Below are 15,760 nucleotides of genomic sequence, written 5' to 3' on the forward strand. Positions count from 1 at the left end.
TCAGTGCAGCATCGCCAGCACGCCCTGGTGGATCGCCAGGCCACCGAACAGCAGCCAGGCGAACAGGAGCAGCGCCAGCACCAGCGGCTTCAGGCCCGCCTGGCGCAGCGCGGAGACATGGGTGGTCACGCCCAGCGCCGCCATCGCCATCGCCAGCAGCACCGTGTCCAGCTGCACCAGCGCTGCGTGAAGTCCGGCGGGCAGCAGCTGCAGCGAGTTCATGCCGGCCACGGCGACGAAACCGAACGCGAACCACGGCACAACGATGCGGGCCTTGCTGCCCCCGGGCGTTGCCCTGCTGCCGCGTGACAGCCAGAGCGACAGCACGACCAGGAAGGGCGCAAGCAGCATCACCCGGACCATCTTGGTGATGACGGCGGTATCGGCAGCCGCCTCACCCACGGCACGGCCGGCAGCCACCACCTGCGCCACTTCGTGCACGGTCGCCCCGGTGAACAGGCCGTACTGCCGCGCGTCCATCGCCAGCCAGCCGTGCGACTGCAGCAACGCATACAGCGCCGGATACAGGAACATGGCAAGCGTACCGAACACCACCACGGTCGATACCGCCACCGTTACCTGTGCCGCACGACCACGCACCACCGGCTCGGCCGCCATCACTGCCGCCGCGCCACAGATGGCACTGCCGGCGCCGATCAGCATCGCCGCCTCACGCTCCATCCTGAACACGCGCGTGCCCAGCCAACAGGCCAGGCCAAATGTGCTGGCGACCACCAGCACGTCCATCAGCACGCCGGCGATGCCGACATGGCCGATGTCCTGGAACGTCAGGCGCAGGCCATACAGCACAATGCCGGCACGCAGCAGCCAGTGCTTGGCGAAGCCGATGCCTGCCGCGCTGCGCGGCGCCAGCCGCGGGTAGAGGGTATTGCCGACCGCGATACCGGCGACGATCGCCACGGTCAGCGCGCTCAGGCCATGCGCCTGCAGCCATGGCAGGTCCGCCAGATGAAGCGATGCCGCAGCGAGCAGGCCCGCCAGCAGCAGCCCGGGCAGGCGCGGCTGCCAGCGCTGCCGCAGAACGGGCAGGGACCAGGTGGAGGGGGCGGAGGTGCTCATCGCGGGACCGGTGTGGGGAACGATGAAAAGCGTGCGCCTGCGCCAATGACCTGTAAAACGAATAATATAAGTAGAATCTACCTGCTTTATAGGTAAAGGCCATGCGCCTGACTCTGCGCCAGCTCCAGGTCTTCGTCGCCATTGCCGACCACGGAAGTACCTCCGCGGCCGGCCAGGCCATCGCGCTCTCGCAGTCGGCCAGCAGTGCCGCCCTGCAGGAGCTGGAGGCGCACTTCGGCACGCCCCTGTTCGACCGTGTCGGTCGCCGCCTGGTGCTGAACGGCCATGGTCGCGCGCTGCTGGAACCGGCCCGCGCGCTGCTGGTCAATGCCGTTGATCTCGAGCGCCAGCTCGCTGCCGGCGGGGACCCCGCGCAGGGGGCACCGTTGCGGCTGGTGCTGGCGGCCAGCACCACCATCGGCAACTACCTGCTGCCGGCGCGCATCGCCGACCTGTTGCGGCAGGCGCCACAGGCGGAAGTCGATCTGCGCATCGACAACAGCGCCGGCGTGGTCGCCGCCGTCCAGCGGCTGGATGTGGATGCCGGCCTGATCGAGGGGCCATGCCACGAGCGGGGTTTGCAGGTGACCGCGTGGCAGCAGGATCCGCTGGTGATCGTTGCCGCCGCCGACGCGGCGGCGCGCTGGTCGCTGGAGGATCTGCGCGCGGCGCGCTGGCTGCTGCGCGAACCCGGGTCCGGCACCCGCGAGGCCGTGGAGCAGGCGCTTCTGCCGCATCTGCGCGGCTTCGCGCAGACCCTGCAGCTGGGCAATACCGAGGCGATCAAGCAAGCCGCGATCGCCGGCCTCGGCGTGGCCTGCCTGTCACGTCACGCATTGGAGGAGCCGCTGGCACTGGGTCGCCTGCGTGTGCTGGATACCCCGCTACCCGCGCTGCAGCGCACGCTGTGGCTGGTGCGCCACCCCGGCAAGCAATGGTTGCCGGGTCTGCAGGCGTTGCTGGGGGAGGTGGGCTGATCGATCTCCGGGAGCAGCCCGGCCGGCGCCCCCAACCCGTACAATATCCGGATGCCTCTGATTACTCTGCAGAACGTCGACTTCAGCGTCGGCGGCCCGTTGTTGCTGGAAAAAGCCGAACTGTCGATCGAGCCGGGTGAACGCATCGCCCTGATCGGCCGCAACGGCGCCGGCAAATCCACCCTGCTCAAGCTGCTGTCCGGCGACCACAAGCCCGATGATGGCGAAGTACGCGTCCAGCAGGGCGTCCGTGTGACCCGCCTGGAACAGGAAGTGCCGCACGGCGCGGCCGGCTCGGTGTTCGACGTGGTGGCCGATGGCCTGGGTGAGCTGGGCCAGTGGCTGGCCGAGTTCCACCACCTCAGCCATGCCGACGAGTTCGACGGCGATGCGCTCGGCCGGGTGCAGGCCAAGATCGACGCGGCCAATGGCTGGGGTCTGGACCAGCGCGTGGCCGAGACACTGACCAAGCTCGACCTGGATGGCGATGCGGAGTTCGCGCGCCTGTCCGGTGGCATGAAGCGCCGCGTCCTGTTGGGCCGCGCGCTGGTCTCCAGCCCGGACCTGCTGCTGCTGGACGAGCCGACCAACCACCTGGACATCGAAGCCATCGACTGGCTGGAAGCATTCCTGAAGGGCTGGAGCGGCAGCGTGGTGTTCGTCACCCATGACCGCCGCTTCCTGCGTGCGCTGGCCACCCGCATCGTCGAGATCGATCGCGGCCAGGTCACCAGCTGGCCCGGCGACTGGGCCAACTACGAACGCCGCCGCGAAGAGCGCCTCAACGCGCAGGCGCAGGAGAACGCGCGCTTCGACAAGCTGCTGGCACAGGAAGAAGTGTGGATCCGGCAGGGCATCAAGGCGCGCCGCACCCGCGATGAAGGTCGCGTGCGCCGGCTGAAAGCGATGCGCACCGAACGGTCGCAGCGACGCGAGCTGAGCGGCAATGTCCGGATGGAAGCGGCACAGGGCGTGAGCTCCGGCAAGAAGGTCATCGACGTCAAGGACATTTCGTTCGCGTTCGGCGACCGCACCATGGTCCGCGACTTCACCACCACCATCCTGCGCGGCGACCGGATCGGCCTGATCGGCCCCAACGGCAGCGGCAAGACCACCCTGTTGAAGCTGCTGCTGGGTGAACTGCAGCCGCAGAAGGGCGAGGTCAACGCCGGCACCAACCTGCAGGTGGCCTATTTCGACCAGTATCGTGCCGTGTTGCGCGAAGACTGGAGCGCCATCGAGAACGTGGCCGAAGGCCGTGATTTCCTCGAGTTCAACGGAAAGCGGAAGCACGTGCATGCCTATCTGCAGGACTTCATGTTCACGCCCGAGCGCGCGCGCGCGCCGATCACCCGGCTGTCCGGTGGGGAGCGCAACCGCCTGCTGCTGGCCAAGCTGTTCGCGCAGCCGTCCAACCTGCTGGTGATGGACGAACCCACCAACGACCTGGACGTGGAAACGCTTGAGCTGCTGGAAGAGCTGCTTGGCGAGTACACCGGCACGCTGCTGCTGGTCAGCCACGATCGTGATTTCATCGACAACGTGGTGACGTCCACGCTGGTGATGGAGGGCGACGGCGTGATCGGCGAGTACGTTGGAGGCTATACCGACTGGCAGCGCTACGCGGCCAGTACCGCAGCGGCAGCAGTGCCCGCCGCTGCCAGGCCGACGGCAGCGGCTGCGCCTGTGGCTGCCGCGGAACCTGCCGCGGCCAAGCGCAAGCTCAGCTACAAGGAAGCGCGCGAACTGGAGCAGCTGCCGAAGACGATCGAGAGGCTGGAAGGTGACGTCGAAGGCCTCACCTCAGCGATGAATGATCCCTCGTTCTACACCCGCAGCAGCGCCGAGGTGACGGCACACACGCAGCAGCTGGCCAAGGTGCAGGCCGAACTGGACGCCGCGTACGCGCGCTGGGAAGAGCTGGAAGGCTGATCGTTGACCGACGCTGACGGTGCAAGGGTAGCGCGGGGCCATGCCCCGCGAGCGCACAGCGCGGGCTTCTGGCGTTCCGCCGGGCATGGCCCGACGCTACGGATGCGGGGCGCCACGGCGCCCTGATCCTATTTGACCCCGTGCAGATCCCGCAGCTGGCTTGGCCGGCTGCCGAAGTACGCCGCCAGGTCGGCGATGTCCTGATCGCTCAGGTCCGTCGCCTGCGGCGTCATCAACGCGTGCTGGCGGTCGCCGGAACGGTAGGCCTGCAGCGCATGCGCGAGGTAATCACCGTACTGCCCACCCAGTTTCGGGTAGGTCGGATCGATCGGGGCGTTGCCGTCGGCACCATGGCAATCGATGCAGCTCTGGTTGGTGGCCTTGCCCTTCACCTTGGCCCGGGCTTCGCCGGCAGCCTCACGGCCGGTGGGCAGGCCTGCCGACGATGAAGAGCCGTGCTCGCCGCTGGCGTGGCCCGGATCGGCGGCGGATTTCTCGCTGTTCTCCACCTGTGACTGCGAGCAGGCCGCCAGCAGCAGGGCGACGGACAGGGCGATGGCATGACGCAGTGGATGCGCGGCTTTCGACATGGGCGGGCCTTACTTGACGGTGGACAGGTAAACAGAGAGATCGGCGATCTCCTGTTCGCTGAAACTCATCGACTGGGCCTGCATCGTCGGATGCCGGCGCTTGCCCTGGCGGTACTCGGTCAGGGCCTGGGTCAGGTACTGCTGGGTCTGGCCACCGATCTTCGGTACCCGGTAACTCGGGTAGGCGTTCTTGTAACCGGTGATGCCATGGCACCCTTGGCAGGTGTAGGCCAGCACCCGGCCATTGTCGTAATTGCCGGCAGGTGCGGCGGCGGCAGCAGCGGCGGGTGCCGGGGCTGGGGCGGGTGCTGCGGTCGTGGTAGCTGGAGCGGGCTGTGCGGCGGCCCCGAGGGGCAGGAGGACGGCCAGAGCGAGACAAGCGGCGAGCGGCTGCGGGCGCATGATGTCGTTTCCGGGGATTCGGGTCTGGTCGTTCCGGCGTGGGGTACGGAACGACCCGAGTATAGCCTCAGGTTTCATCTAGCTGAAATGGGGGTGGGCCGACCAGCGGCGTGAAGACACCATGACCTTTGGGATATGGTGTTGCCGTGAAGTGGTGCATTACTTTGCTACCACACCTGCCCACGCATCCTCCAGGGACCTGACGATGTCGCACCCAATCTTCCTGCATGGCCGCCGCAGCGGACTCTGCGCCGCCGCCCTGCTGATCTCCACCACGCTGATGCTGGGCGGTTGCGCCGCGGGCCCCAACAGCGAGGCCAAGGCCGCCGAAACCAAGGATGAGAAAAAAGTCGAGTCCGTGCCGGTCGAGGTCGCGGTGGCCAGCCGCCGCGCGGTGGCGGCCAGCTACACCGGCACCGCCGCGCTGGAGCCGCGCGCCGAGTCGCAGGTGGTTGCCAAGACCTCTGGCGTGGCGCTGGCGGTGCTGGTCGAGGAAGGTCAGCGGGTCAGCGCAGGGCAGCCGCTGGTACGGCTCGATCCGGACCGCGCACGCCTGGCGGTTGCCCAGAGCGAGGCACAGATGCGCAAGCTCGAGAACAACTACCAGCGCGCACAGAAGCTGGTCGGCCAGCAGATGGTCAGTGCCGCCGACGTCGACCAGCTGCGCTTCGATCTGGAAAACGTGCGCGCGCAGTATCGCCTGGCCACGCTGGAGCTGTCGTACACCACGGTGGTCGCACCGATCTCCGGCGTGATCGCCTCGCGCTCGATCAAGACCGGCAACTTCGTGCAGATCAACACGCCGATCTTCCGCATCGTCGACAACTCGCGCCTGGAAGCCACCCTCAACGTTCCCGAACGCGAGCTGGCAACGCTGCGTGCCGGCCAGCCGGTGACCCTGTCGGCGGATGCACTGCCGGGCCAGAGCTTCACCGGCATCGTTGACCGCATCGCACCGGTGGTGGATTCGGGCAGCGGCACGTTCCGTGTTGTCAGTGCCTTCGACGGCACTGCCCATTCCCTGCAGCCGGGCATGTTCGGCCGGATCCGCATCGATTACGACCAGCGTGCCGACGCCCTGGTCGTGCCGCGCCTGGCGCTGCTCGACGATGGTGAGCCGGCGGTGTTCCGGGTGCGCGACGGCAAGGTCGCACGCGTTCCGGTCAAGCTGGGTTACGCCGAGGGGCCATGGGTGGAGATCCGTGATGGCCTGGCGGCCGGAGACCAGGTGGTCACCGCGGGCAAGGTCGCGCTGCGCGACGGCACCGCCGTGCAGGTGATCGCTGATCCGAAGGCGAAGACGGCGACGGCCTCGGCCAGGCCGGCAGACAAGGCCGGGAGCCGGCAATGAGCCATCCTGACCACGACCACGGTGCTTCGCCCCACGGCGAAAGCGCCGCCGCCGGCATGCGCGGCGGCCTGGTGGAGTTCGCTACCCGCCGCCGCGTCACCATTGCCATGTGCACGGTCACCCTGCTGCTGTTCGGCCTGATTGCGCTGGGCAGTCTCAAGGTCAACCTGCTGCCGGACCTGAGCTACCCGACGCTGACGGTACGCACCGAATACACCGGTGCGGCACCGACCGAGATCGAAACCCTGATCACCCAGCCGGTGGAAGAAGCCGTGGGCGTGGTCAAGAACCTGCGCAAGCTGAAGTCGGTCTCGCGCACCGGCCAGAGCGATGTGGTGCTGGAGTTCGCCTGGGGCACCAACATGGACCAGGCCAGCCTGGAGGTGCGCGACAAGATGGAAGCGCTGAACCTGCCGCTGGAGGCGAAAGCCCCGGTGCTGCTGCGCTTCAATCCGTCCACCGAGCCGATCATGCGCCTGGTGCTGTCCAGCAAGGCGGCGCCGTCCAGCGATGCCGACGCCATCCGCGAGCTGACCATCCTGCGCCGCTACGCCGACGAGGATCTGAAGAAGAAGCTGGAACCGGTCACCGGCGTGGCGGCGGTCAAGGTCGGCGGCGGCCTGGAGGACGAGATCCAGGTCGACATCGACCAGCAGAAGCTCGCGCAGCTGAATCTGCCGATCGATACCGTCATCAAGCGCCTGAAGGACGAGAACATCAACATCTCCGGCGGTCGGCTGGAAGAGGGCTCGCAGCGCTTCCTGGTGCGTACCGTCAACCAGTTCGCCGACCTGGAGGAGATCCGCAACCTGCTGGTCACCACCCAGGCGTCCAATGGCAGTGCGGCGGACTCCGCGCTGCAGCAGATGTTCAACATTGCCGCCTCCACCGGTTCCGCTGCGGCCATCGCCGCAGCCTCGGCCGCACAGAGCGCATCGTCCGGCGGTGGCTCCAGCGTGGTTGCCAATGGCGTTCCTGTCCGGTTGAAGGACGTGGCCACCGTGCGCCAGGGCTACAAGGAGCGTGAAGCGATCATCCGCCTGGGCGGCAAGGAATCGGTCGAGCTGGCGATCTACAAGGAAGGCGACGCCAACACAGTCGCCACTGCAGAAGCGCTGCGCAAGCGCCTGGAGCAGATCAAGGGCACGTTCCCCGGCGATGCCGAACTGACCACCATCGAGGACCAGTCGCGCTTCATCGAGCATGCGATCAGCGACGTCAAGAAGGATGCGGTGATCGGCGGCCTGCTGGCGATCCTGATCATCTTCCTGTTCCTCCGCGATGGCTGGAGCACGTTCGTCATCAGCCTGTCGCTGCCGGTGTCGATCATCGCCACGTTCTTCTTCATGGGCCAGCTGGGTCTCAGCCTGAATGTCATGTCGCTGGGTGGCCTGGCGCTGGCAACGGGCCTGGTGGTGGACGATTCGATCGTGGTGCTGGAGAGCATCGCCAAGGCGCGCGAGCGGGGGCTGGGCATCCTGCAGGCCGCGATCGAAGGCACCCGCGAGGTGAGCATGGCGGTGGTCGCCTCCACCCTGACCACCATCGCGGTGTTCCTGCCGCTGGTGTTCGTCGACGGTATCGCCGGCCAGCTGTTCCGCGACCAGGCGCTGACCGTGGCGATCGCCATCGCCATTTCGCTGCTGGTATCGATGACACTGATTCCGATGCTCAGTTCGCTGAAGGGGCGGCCGCCGCTGGCGTTCCCCGAAGAGCCCGCCAGCGAGGCGTGGCAGCCGGAGCGTCGCTGGCAGAAGCCCGTTGCAGCCGGCCGTCGTGGCTTCGTCGCTGCGGTGCGCTGGACCTTCTATGCGCTGGCCTGGCTGGTGGTGCGTGCCTGCCGCGGCGTTGCCGCCGTGATCGGCCCGGTCATGCGCAAGGCCAGCGATATCGCGATGAAGCCCTATGCGGGGGCCGAACGTGGCTACCTGCGGCTGTTGCCGAGCGCGCTGGCGCACCCCGGCAAGGTGCTGGGCCTGGCCGCGCTGGCGTTTGCAGCCACCATGGCGCTGGTGCCGATGCTGGGCGCCGACCTCATCCCGCAGCTGGCGCAGGACCGCTTCGAGATGACCGTCAAGCTGCCGGCCGGCACGCCGTTGAAGCAGACCGATGCACTGGTCCGCGAACTGCAGCTGGCGCACGGCAAGGGCGAGGGCGTGGCCTCGCTGTACGGCGTCAGTGGCAGCGGTACCCGGTTGGACGCAAGCCCGACAGAGAGCGGCGAGAACATCGGCAAGCTGACCGTGGTGATGGAAGGCGGTGGGGATGCGCGCACCGAAGCGGCCATCACCGAGCGCCTGCGTGGCACCATGGCCGGGCACCCCGGCGCGCAGGTCGACTTCGCGCGGCCGGCACTGTTCAGTTTCTCCACGCCGCTGGAAATCGAACTGCGTGGTCAGGACATGGCCACGCTGGAGCAGGCCGGCCAGCGGCTGGCTGCCCTGCTGCGCGGCAATGCCCACTACGCCGACGTGAAGTCGACGGTGGAAGAGGGCTTCCCGGAGATCCAGATCCGCTTCGACCAGGAGCGCGCCGGTGCACTGGGCCTGACCACCCGCCAGATCGCCGACGTCGTGGTGAAGAAGGTGCGCGGCGATGTGGCCACCCGCTACAGCTTCCGCGACCGCAAGATCGACGTGCTGGTACGGGCACAGGAAGGCGACCGGGCCAGCGTGGAGAGCATCCGCCGCTTGATCGTCAACCCGGGCAGTACCCGTCCGGTCACCCTGGACGCCGTGGCCGACGTGGTGGCCACCACCGGTCCGAGCGAGATCCACCGTGCCGATCAGACCCGCGTCGCGGTGGTCTCGGCCAACCTGCGTGACATCGATCTGGGCGCGGCCATGCGCGAAGTGCAGCAGATGGTCGCCGAACAGCCGCTTGGTGCGGGCGTCGGCCTGCATATCGGCGGCCAGGGCGAGGAACTGGCGCAGGCGGCAACGTCGCTGATCTTCGCCTTCGGACTGGCGATCTTCCTGGTCTATCTGGTGATGGCGTCGCAGTTCGAATCGCTGCTGCATCCGTTCGTGATCCTGTTCACCATCCCGCTGGCGCTGGTCGGCGCGATCCTGGCGCTGATGCTGACCGGCAAGCCGATCTCGGTGGTGGTGTTCATCGGCCTGATCCTGCTGGTGGGACTGGTCACCAAGAACGCGATCATCCTGATCGACAAGGTCAATCAGCTGCGCGAGGCCGGCGTGGCCAAGCACGAGGCGCTGGTGGAAGGCGCGCGCTCGCGCCTGCGTCCGATCATCATGACCACCCTGTGCACGCTGTTCGGCTTCCTGCCACTGGCGGTGGCGATGGGCGAGGGCGCTGAAGTACGTGCGCCGATGGCGATCACCGTGATCGGCGGCCTGCTGGTCTCCACCCTGCTGACCCTGCTGGTGATCCCGGTGGTCTACGACCTGATGGATCGCCGCGGCGACGCCTACTACCGCGAACGCGGCCGCAAGCACGCCGGCGACGGATTGCGAATCGCAGAAGGTGGCCGCGTCGGCGGCGAGGAGCCGGCATGAGTGTCGCCGAGTTCTCCATCCGCCGTCCGGTCACCACCATCATGTGCTTCGTATCGCTGGTGGTGATCGGCCTGATCGCTTCATTCCGGCTGCCACTGGAGGCTCTGCCGGACATCTCCGCGCCGTTCCTGTTCGTGCAGATTCCGTACACGGGCTCGACACCGGAAGAAGTGGAGCGGACCATCATCCGGCCGGTGGAAGAGTCATTGGCAACGATGACCGGGATCAAGCGCATGCGCTCCTCGGCCACGTCCGAAGCGGCGCTGATCTTCATCGAGTTCAGCGACTGGGACCGTGACATCGCCATCGCCGCTTCGGACGCGCGCGAACGTATCGATGCGATCCGCAGCGACCTGCCTGACGACCTGCAGCGCTACAACGTGTTCAAGTGGTCCAGCAGCGACCAGCCGGTGCTGAAGGTGCGCCTGGCCAGCACCACCGACCTGACGACCGCCTATGACATGCTCGACCGCGAGTTCAAGCGGCGCATCGAGCGCATTCCGGGCGTTGCGCGCGTGGACATCACCGGTGCACCGCCGAATGAAGTCGAGATCGCGATCGATCCCAACCGGCTCAACGCGCACGGGCTGAGCATCAACGAGCTGAGCGAACGGTTGCGCACGCTGAACTTTTCGATCTCGGCCGGGCAGATCGATGACAACGGCCAGCGTGTGCGCGTGCAACCGGTCGGCGAGATCACCGACCTGCAGGAACTGCGCGATCTGGTGATCAACGCCAAGGGCCTGCGGCTGGGTGACATCGCCGATGTGCGGCTGAAGCCGGCGCGGATGAACTATGGCCGCCGCCTGGATGGCAACCCGGCAGTGGGCCTGGATATCTTCAAGGAGCGCAGCGCCAATCTGGTCGACGTCTCGCGCGCGGCGCTGGCCGAAGTTGAAGCGATCCGCGCACAGGCCTCGATGCGCGATGTGCAGATCAAGGTCATCGACAACCAGGGCAAGGCGGTGACCTCCTCGCTGCTGGAGCTCGCCGAAGCCGGTGCGGTGGGCCTGATCCTGTCGGTGACGGTGCTGTTCTTCTTCCTGCGCCACTGGCCGTCCACGCTGATGGTGACGCTGGCCATCCCGATCTGCTTCACCATCACCCTGGGCTTCATGTACTTCGTCGGGGTGACGCTGAACATCCTGACCATGATGGGCCTGCTGCTGGCGGTGGGCATGCTGGTGGACAACGCCGTGGTGGTGGTGGAGAGCATCTACCAGGAGCGCGAGCGCATGCCGGGACAGCCACGGCTGGCCTCGATCATCGGCACCCGCAACGTCGCCATCGCGCTCAGCGCCGGCACCCTGTGCCATTGCATCGTGTTCGTGCCGAACCTGTTCGGCGAGACCAACAACATCAGCATCTTCATGGCACAGATCGCGATCACCATTTCGGTATCGCTGCTGGCGTCTTGGCTGGTGGCGGTCAGCCTGATTCCGATGCTGTCCGCGCGCATGGCCACGCCCAAGCTCGTGCACTCGCAGACCGGCCTGATCGCGCGCCTGCAGCGGCGCTACGCGCAGGTGCTGGACTGGTCGCTGCACCATCGTGGCTGGAGCCTGCTGGGCATCGTGCTGGTGGTGGCCGTCAGCCTGGTGCCGATGAAACTGACCAAGGTGGACATGTTCGGTGGTGAAGGTGGCAAGGACATCTTCATCGGCTACATGTGGAAGGGTGCCTACACCTACCGGCAGATGTCCGAGGAAGTGGCTCGGGTGGAGAACTGGATCGACGAGAACCGTGAGCGCCTGCACGTCAAGCAGGTGTACTCCTGGTACAGCGAGCAGGAAGGCAGCTCGACGGTCGTCACCCTGGACGAGAAGTACGCCAAGGACATCAAGTCACTGCAGGAGGAGCTGCGCAAGGGCCTGCCGAAGTCCGCGCGTACCGACTACTTCGTCGGCAACCAGGGCGGTGATGGTGGTGGCGGCAACCAGGGCGTGCAGGTGCAGTTGATCGGCGATTCCAGCAGCATGCTGCAGGAAATCGGCCAGGAAGTGCTGCCCCTGCTGGCCCAGCGTGCGGAGCTGCGCGACGTGCGCATCGACAATGGCGAGAAGGGCGGTGAACTCAAGGTGCGCGTCGATCGCGAGCGTGCCGCCGCCTTCGGCTTCAACGCCGAGCAGGTGGCCAGCTTTGTCGGCCTGGCATTGCGCGGTGCACCGATGCGTGAGTTCCGGCGAGGCGACAACGAGGTGCCGGTCTGGGTGCGCTTCGCCGGGGCCGAGCAGAGCAGTCCGGAGGACCTGGCCGGCTTCAGCGTGCGTACCGGCGACGGCCGCAGCGTGCCGCTGCTGAGTCTGGTCAGCGTCGATGTCGGTTCGTCCGCCACCCAGATCGGCCGCACCAACCGGCAGACCACGCTGACGATCAAGGCCAACCTGGCCGAGAAGGTCACCGCACCGGACGGACGCAAGGCGATCGAGGCCGTACTCAAGCCGATGAGCTTCCCGGCCGGCTATGGCTACACCTTCGATGGCGGCGACTATGGCAACGATGACGAGGCGATGCAGCAGATGGTGTTCAACCTGCTCATCGCGCTGGTGATGATCTACGTGGTGATGGCGGCGGTGTTCGAATCGCTGCTGTTCCCGGCGGCGATCATGAGCGGCGTGCTGTTCTCGATCTTCGGCGTGTTCTGGCTGTTCTGGATCACCGGCACCTCGTTCGGAATCATGTCCTTCATCGGCATCCTGGTGCTGATGGGCGTGGTGGTGAACAACGGCATCGTGATGATCGAGCACATCAACAACCTCCGGCGCAGCGGCATGGGGCGTACCCAGGCGCTGGTGGAGGGTTCACGCGAGCGCCTGCGCCCGATCATGATGACCATGGGAACGGCGATCCTGGCGATGGTGCCGATTTCGCTGACCAACACGCAGATGTTCGGCGACGGCCCGGAGTACGCGCCGATGGCCCGTGCCATCGCCGGTGGACTGGCGTTCTCGACCGTGGTCAGCCTGCTGTTCCTGCCGACGATCTACGCGGTGCTGGACGACCTGCGCAATGCCGTGACGCGGCTGATCCGCCGCGCGCGCGGCCTGGAAAAGGTGGCGGCAACGGCCGCCTAGCGTCGAGCTTGTCCGACTACGGGGAACGACAACGTGTTGTGGTGTGGGGAGGCCGGTCGTAGTGGGGCGGCCTCCCTTTTTTTTCGCCGGGCATGGCCCGGCGCTACCATCACCGCCACACGGTATCGCCGGGCCATGCCCGGCGGGGCGTTGCAATCAACCTGCGACCTTGCCCCACACCTGGAAGCCGGTCAGCCACAGGCCGAGCATGCTGCCGAGATTGGTCAGCATGAACGTCAGCACCACGCGGGTGACCCGATTGCGGTACCAGCCCTTCAACGACTGTGCATCGTCGCGCAGCTGCAGGAAATCCTGGTACGCCGGCTTGCGCAGGCGTGCCTCGACCAGCGCCGAGAACGCGCCGGTGGGAATGCTGAGCCGGAACGGCTTGAACGGGGCGACCACGATCGCCGTGAGAATGCTCAGCGGGTGACTGCCGGCCAGCAGACAGCCGAGGCCGGCCAGGCCGCCGGTGTACATCGCCCACGTGGCCAGCAGTTCGGTGCCCACGCCCAGGCCTCCGCGGTAGAAGCCGACGGCGATGCCGGTGATGACGATGGCAAGGATGCCCAGCGTGAACCACGGGATGTTGCGCTTCTTCGGCACGGCTTCGAGTTTGGCGCGCAACGGTGCCGGTGCATCGGTATCCGTTTCGAGGTATCGCGCCAGGCCTGCCAGATGGCCGGCGCCGACCACCGCCAGCACTTCGCGCTGCCGCGGGTCGTGTTCTTCGCGCAGGCGCGTGGCCATGTAGCGGTCGCGCTCACCGATGATGGTTTCGTACAGCGCGGGATTCTCGGTCGCGAACTCGCCGAAGCTCGACTCCAGCATGTCGCCCTGCTTGAGCTTCTCGATTTCGTTTTCGCCCACCTCTTCCGATGAGAACAGGCCGGCGCCCAGGCCCGCAACCAGCTTCAGCTTGCCGAAGAAGCCCAGCCGCTGCGAGGCGCGGCGGAAGGTCAGGCCCACCTCGCGGTCGATCAGGTGGACGGGCAGGCCGCGCTCACGCCCCAGTTCGACGGCGCGCTTCAGTTCCGCACCCGGCTCGATGCCGAGCTGTTCGGCCAGACGACGCTGGTAGGCGGAAAGCGCCAGGTTGGCGGCGAACAGGGCAACTCGACCCTTGCGGATCACCTCGACCAGGTCCAGCTTGGCCAACGTGTCCGGATCGCTCAGGGCCTGCAGGCGCTGGGGGTCCAGTTCGACCGCGACGGCATCGAAGCGGCCGCTGTTGATTGCTTTCTCCACCGCCTCGACGCTGGCGTGGGAAACGTGGGCGGTGCCCAGAAGGGTGTAGCGCACGCCGTCGCGTTCAACGACGCGCACCGGCTGGCCGGCGAACAGATCGTCGCCGGTCTCGGGAAGGATTTCTGTCATGGAGTCATTCATTGGAAGGTGCGGTGTCGGCGCCGTCGCCGAGCGCGCGTTGCATCTGCACGGTGTCCAGCCAGCGGCCGTGCTTGCGGCCGAGGCCGCGGAACACGCCGACCAGCTCGAAGCCGAAACGCTCGTGCAGCCTGATCGAAGCGGTATTGGTCGGTTCGCCGATCACCGCCACCATCTGCCGGAAGCCACGTGCGACGCATGCGTCGATCAGCGCCTGCAACAGGCCGGTGCCGACGCCCTGGCCCTGGAACCGTGCATCGACATAGACCGAGTTCTCCACGGTCCACTGGTAGGCAATGCGCGTGCGGTAGGTGTTGGCGTAGGCGTAGCCGGCGACCTGGCCGTCGATCTCGGCGACCAGATAGGGAAAACCGCGGTCGATGATGTCGCGCATGCGGCGCAGCATCTCGGCCGGGTCCGGTATGTCGTACTCGTACGTGTTGACGAAGTCGGTCACTTCGACCGCGTAGATCGCGGTGATCGCGGCGATGTCGGCCGGGCCGGCATCACGGATGAGGACGGCCATGCGCGGCTCCGGTTCAGTCGATGTAGCGCTTGAGCAGATCGCCGTAGGCATCGATGCGGCGATCGCGCAGGAACGGCCAGATGCGGCGCACGTGCTCGCTGCGCTGCAGGTCGACGTCGCATACCAGCACAGCGGCATCGGTGCCGGCTTCGGCCAGGAACTCGCCCTGCGGGCCGAGCACGTGGCTGTTGCCCCAGAACTGGATGCCCGACGCGCCCAGCGGCGAGGCCTCATGGCCGACGCGGTTGCAGCTCAGCACCGGCAGGCCGTTGGCGACGGCATGGCCACGGTGGCTCAGTACCCAGGCATCGCGCTGGCGGGTCTTCTCGTCCTGCACGTCGTCCGGGTCCCAGCCGATCGCAGTCGGGTACAGCAGCAGCTCGGCGCCGGCCAGCGCCATCAGGCGCGCCGCCTCCGGATACCACTGGTCCCAGCACACCAGCACGCCCAGGCGGCCCACCGAGGTGTCGATCGGGGTGAAGCCGATGTCGCCCGGGGTGAAGTAGAACTTCTCGTAGAAGCCCGGATCGTCCGGGATGTGCATCTTGCGGTACTTGCCGAGCAGGGTGCCGTCCTTCTCGAACACCACCGCGGTGTTGTGGTACAGGCCGGCGGCGCGGCGCTCGAACAGCGAACCGACCAGCACCACGCCATGCTTCTTCGCCAGCGCACCCAGGCGCTCGGTGCTCGGGCCCGGGATCGGTTCGGCCAGATCGAACTCGTCAACCGACTCGTGCTGGCAGAAGTAGGGGCCGTTGTGCAGTTCCTGCAGCAGCACCAGCTTGGCGCCCTGCGCTGCCGCTTCGGCCACGCGTGCCTCGATCACCGCCAGATTGGCGGCGGCATCGCCGTGGTTGCGCTCCTGGATCAGGGCGACGGTAAGCGGGCTGCGCGAGTTCATGCGGGTGTTCCTGCGGGGGAAAA

11 protein-coding genes are annotated in these 15,760 nt (G+C 67.0%); 5 read left to right on the plus strand and 6 right to left on the minus strand.

Features of this window, described 5'->3' with window-relative positions; translation table 11 throughout:
- Positions 1 to 1,080, minus strand: a complete 1,080-nt coding sequence (locus tag N8888_RS07605) for a YeiH family protein (protein WP_263177938.1) — start codon at positions 1,078 to 1,080, stop codon at positions 1 to 3.
- A 101-nt stretch (positions 1,081 to 1,181) separates the two neighbouring features.
- On the opposite strand from N8888_RS07605, the gene N8888_RS07610 reads away from it, so the two are divergent.
- Complete coding sequence (locus N8888_RS07610) at positions 1,182 to 2,057, plus strand: LysR family transcriptional regulator (RefSeq protein WP_065181327.1); 876 nt, start codon at positions 1,182 to 1,184, stop codon at positions 2,055 to 2,057.
- 51 nt (positions 2,058 to 2,108) lie between these two features.
- The gene (locus N8888_RS07615) at positions 2,109 to 3,989 is read left to right on the plus strand and encodes an ATP-binding cassette domain-containing protein (protein WP_263177939.1); all 1,881 of its coding nucleotides are present in this window, start codon (positions 2,109 to 2,111) and stop codon (positions 3,987 to 3,989) included.
- 128 nt (positions 3,990 to 4,117) lie between these two features.
- Here the strand turns inward: N8888_RS07615 and N8888_RS07620 are convergent, their stop codons facing one another.
- Positions 4,118 to 4,579, minus strand: a complete 462-nt coding sequence (locus tag N8888_RS07620) for a c-type cytochrome (RefSeq protein ID WP_053517751.1) — start codon at positions 4,577 to 4,579, stop codon at positions 4,118 to 4,120.
- 9 nt (positions 4,580 to 4,588) lie between these two features.
- The gene (locus tag N8888_RS07625) at positions 4,589 to 4,981 is read right to left on the minus strand and encodes a c-type cytochrome (protein ID WP_053517750.1); all 393 of its coding nucleotides are present in this window, start codon (positions 4,979 to 4,981) and stop codon (positions 4,589 to 4,591) included.
- A gap of 205 nt (positions 4,982 to 5,186) precedes the next feature.
- Between N8888_RS07625 and N8888_RS07630 the strand changes: the two genes are divergently transcribed.
- The 3 genes from N8888_RS07630 to N8888_RS07640 are packed head-to-tail and all read left to right on the plus strand — an operon-like array spanning position 5,187 to position 12,924.
- On the plus strand, positions 5,187 to 6,332 hold the full coding sequence (locus N8888_RS07630) for an efflux RND transporter periplasmic adaptor subunit (RefSeq protein WP_262101279.1): 1,146 nt from the start codon (positions 5,187 to 5,189) through the stop codon (positions 6,330 to 6,332).
- A gap of 56 nt (positions 6,333 to 6,388) precedes the next feature.
- The gene (locus N8888_RS07635; RefSeq protein ID WP_253118852.1) at positions 6,389 to 9,850 is read left to right on the plus strand and encodes an efflux RND transporter permease subunit; all 3,462 of its coding nucleotides are present in this window, start codon (positions 6,389 to 6,391) and stop codon (positions 9,848 to 9,850) included.
- The gene (locus N8888_RS07640; RefSeq protein WP_263177940.1) at positions 9,847 to 12,924 is read left to right on the plus strand and encodes an efflux RND transporter permease subunit; all 3,078 of its coding nucleotides are present in this window, start codon (positions 9,847 to 9,849) and stop codon (positions 12,922 to 12,924) included. The genes N8888_RS07635 and N8888_RS07640 overlap by 4 nt, the downstream gene beginning before the upstream one ends.
- Positions 12,925 to 13,080: 156 nt before the next feature.
- On the opposite strand, the gene N8888_RS07645 is transcribed toward N8888_RS07640, so the two are convergent.
- Genes N8888_RS07645 through N8888_RS07655 form a run of 3 tightly spaced genes read right to left on the minus strand, consistent with a single transcriptional unit; the run spans position 13,081 to position 15,737 of the window.
- Positions 13,081 to 14,301, minus strand: a complete 1,221-nt coding sequence (locus N8888_RS07645) for a TraB/GumN family protein (protein WP_263177941.1) — start codon at positions 14,299 to 14,301, stop codon at positions 13,081 to 13,083.
- Positions 14,302 to 14,305: 4 nt separating this feature from the next.
- Complete coding sequence (locus N8888_RS07650) at positions 14,306 to 14,836, minus strand: GNAT family N-acetyltransferase (protein WP_111185650.1); 531 nt, start codon at positions 14,834 to 14,836, stop codon at positions 14,306 to 14,308.
- 13 nt (positions 14,837 to 14,849) lie between these two features.
- Complete coding sequence (locus N8888_RS07655; protein ID WP_053517744.1) at positions 14,850 to 15,737, minus strand: carbon-nitrogen hydrolase; 888 nt, start codon at positions 15,735 to 15,737, stop codon at positions 14,850 to 14,852.
- Positions 15,738 to 15,760 lie beyond the last annotated feature (23 nt).

Origin of the sequence: Stenotrophomonas maltophilia, assembly GCF_025642255.1 — a bacterium.
Lineage (GTDB): Bacteria > Pseudomonadota > Gammaproteobacteria > Xanthomonadales > Xanthomonadaceae > Stenotrophomonas > Stenotrophomonas maltophilia_P.

What these genes read in the sequence shown, in the direction of transcription:
- N8888_RS07605 (WP_263177938.1), bottom strand. Translation starts at nt 1,080, where the DNA reads ATGAGCACCTCCGCCCCCTCCACCTGGTCCCTGCCCGTTCTGCGGCAG.
- N8888_RS07610 (WP_065181327.1), top strand. Translation starts at nt 1,182, where the DNA reads ATGCGCCTGACTCTGCGCCAGCTCCAGGTCTTCGTCGCCATTGCCGAC.
- N8888_RS07615 (WP_263177939.1), top strand. Translation starts at nt 2,109, where the DNA reads ATGCCTCTGATTACTCTGCAGAACGTCGACTTCAGCGTCGGCGGCCCG.
- N8888_RS07620 (WP_053517751.1), bottom strand. Translation starts at nt 4,579, where the DNA reads ATGTCGAAAGCCGCGCATCCACTGCGTCATGCCATCGCCCTGTCCGTC.
- N8888_RS07625 (WP_053517750.1), bottom strand. Translation starts at nt 4,981, where the DNA reads ATGCGCCCGCAGCCGCTCGCCGCTTGTCTCGCTCTGGCCGTCCTCCTG.
- N8888_RS07630 (WP_262101279.1), top strand. Translation starts at nt 5,187, where the DNA reads ATGTCGCACCCAATCTTCCTGCATGGCCGCCGCAGCGGACTCTGCGCC.
- N8888_RS07635 (WP_253118852.1), top strand. Translation starts at nt 6,389, where the DNA reads ATGCGCGGCGGCCTGGTGGAGTTCGCTACCCGCCGCCGCGTCACCATT.
- N8888_RS07640 (WP_263177940.1), top strand. Translation starts at nt 9,847, where the DNA reads ATGAGTGTCGCCGAGTTCTCCATCCGCCGTCCGGTCACCACCATCATG.
- N8888_RS07645 (WP_263177941.1), bottom strand. Translation starts at nt 14,301, where the DNA reads ATGACAGAAATCCTTCCCGAGACCGGCGACGATCTGTTCGCCGGCCAG.
- N8888_RS07650 (WP_111185650.1), bottom strand. Translation starts at nt 14,836, where the DNA reads ATGGCCGTCCTCATCCGTGATGCCGGCCCGGCCGACATCGCCGCGATC.
- N8888_RS07655 (WP_053517744.1), bottom strand. Translation starts at nt 15,737, where the DNA reads ATGAACTCGCGCAGCCCGCTTACCGTCGCCCTGATCCAGGAGCGCAAC.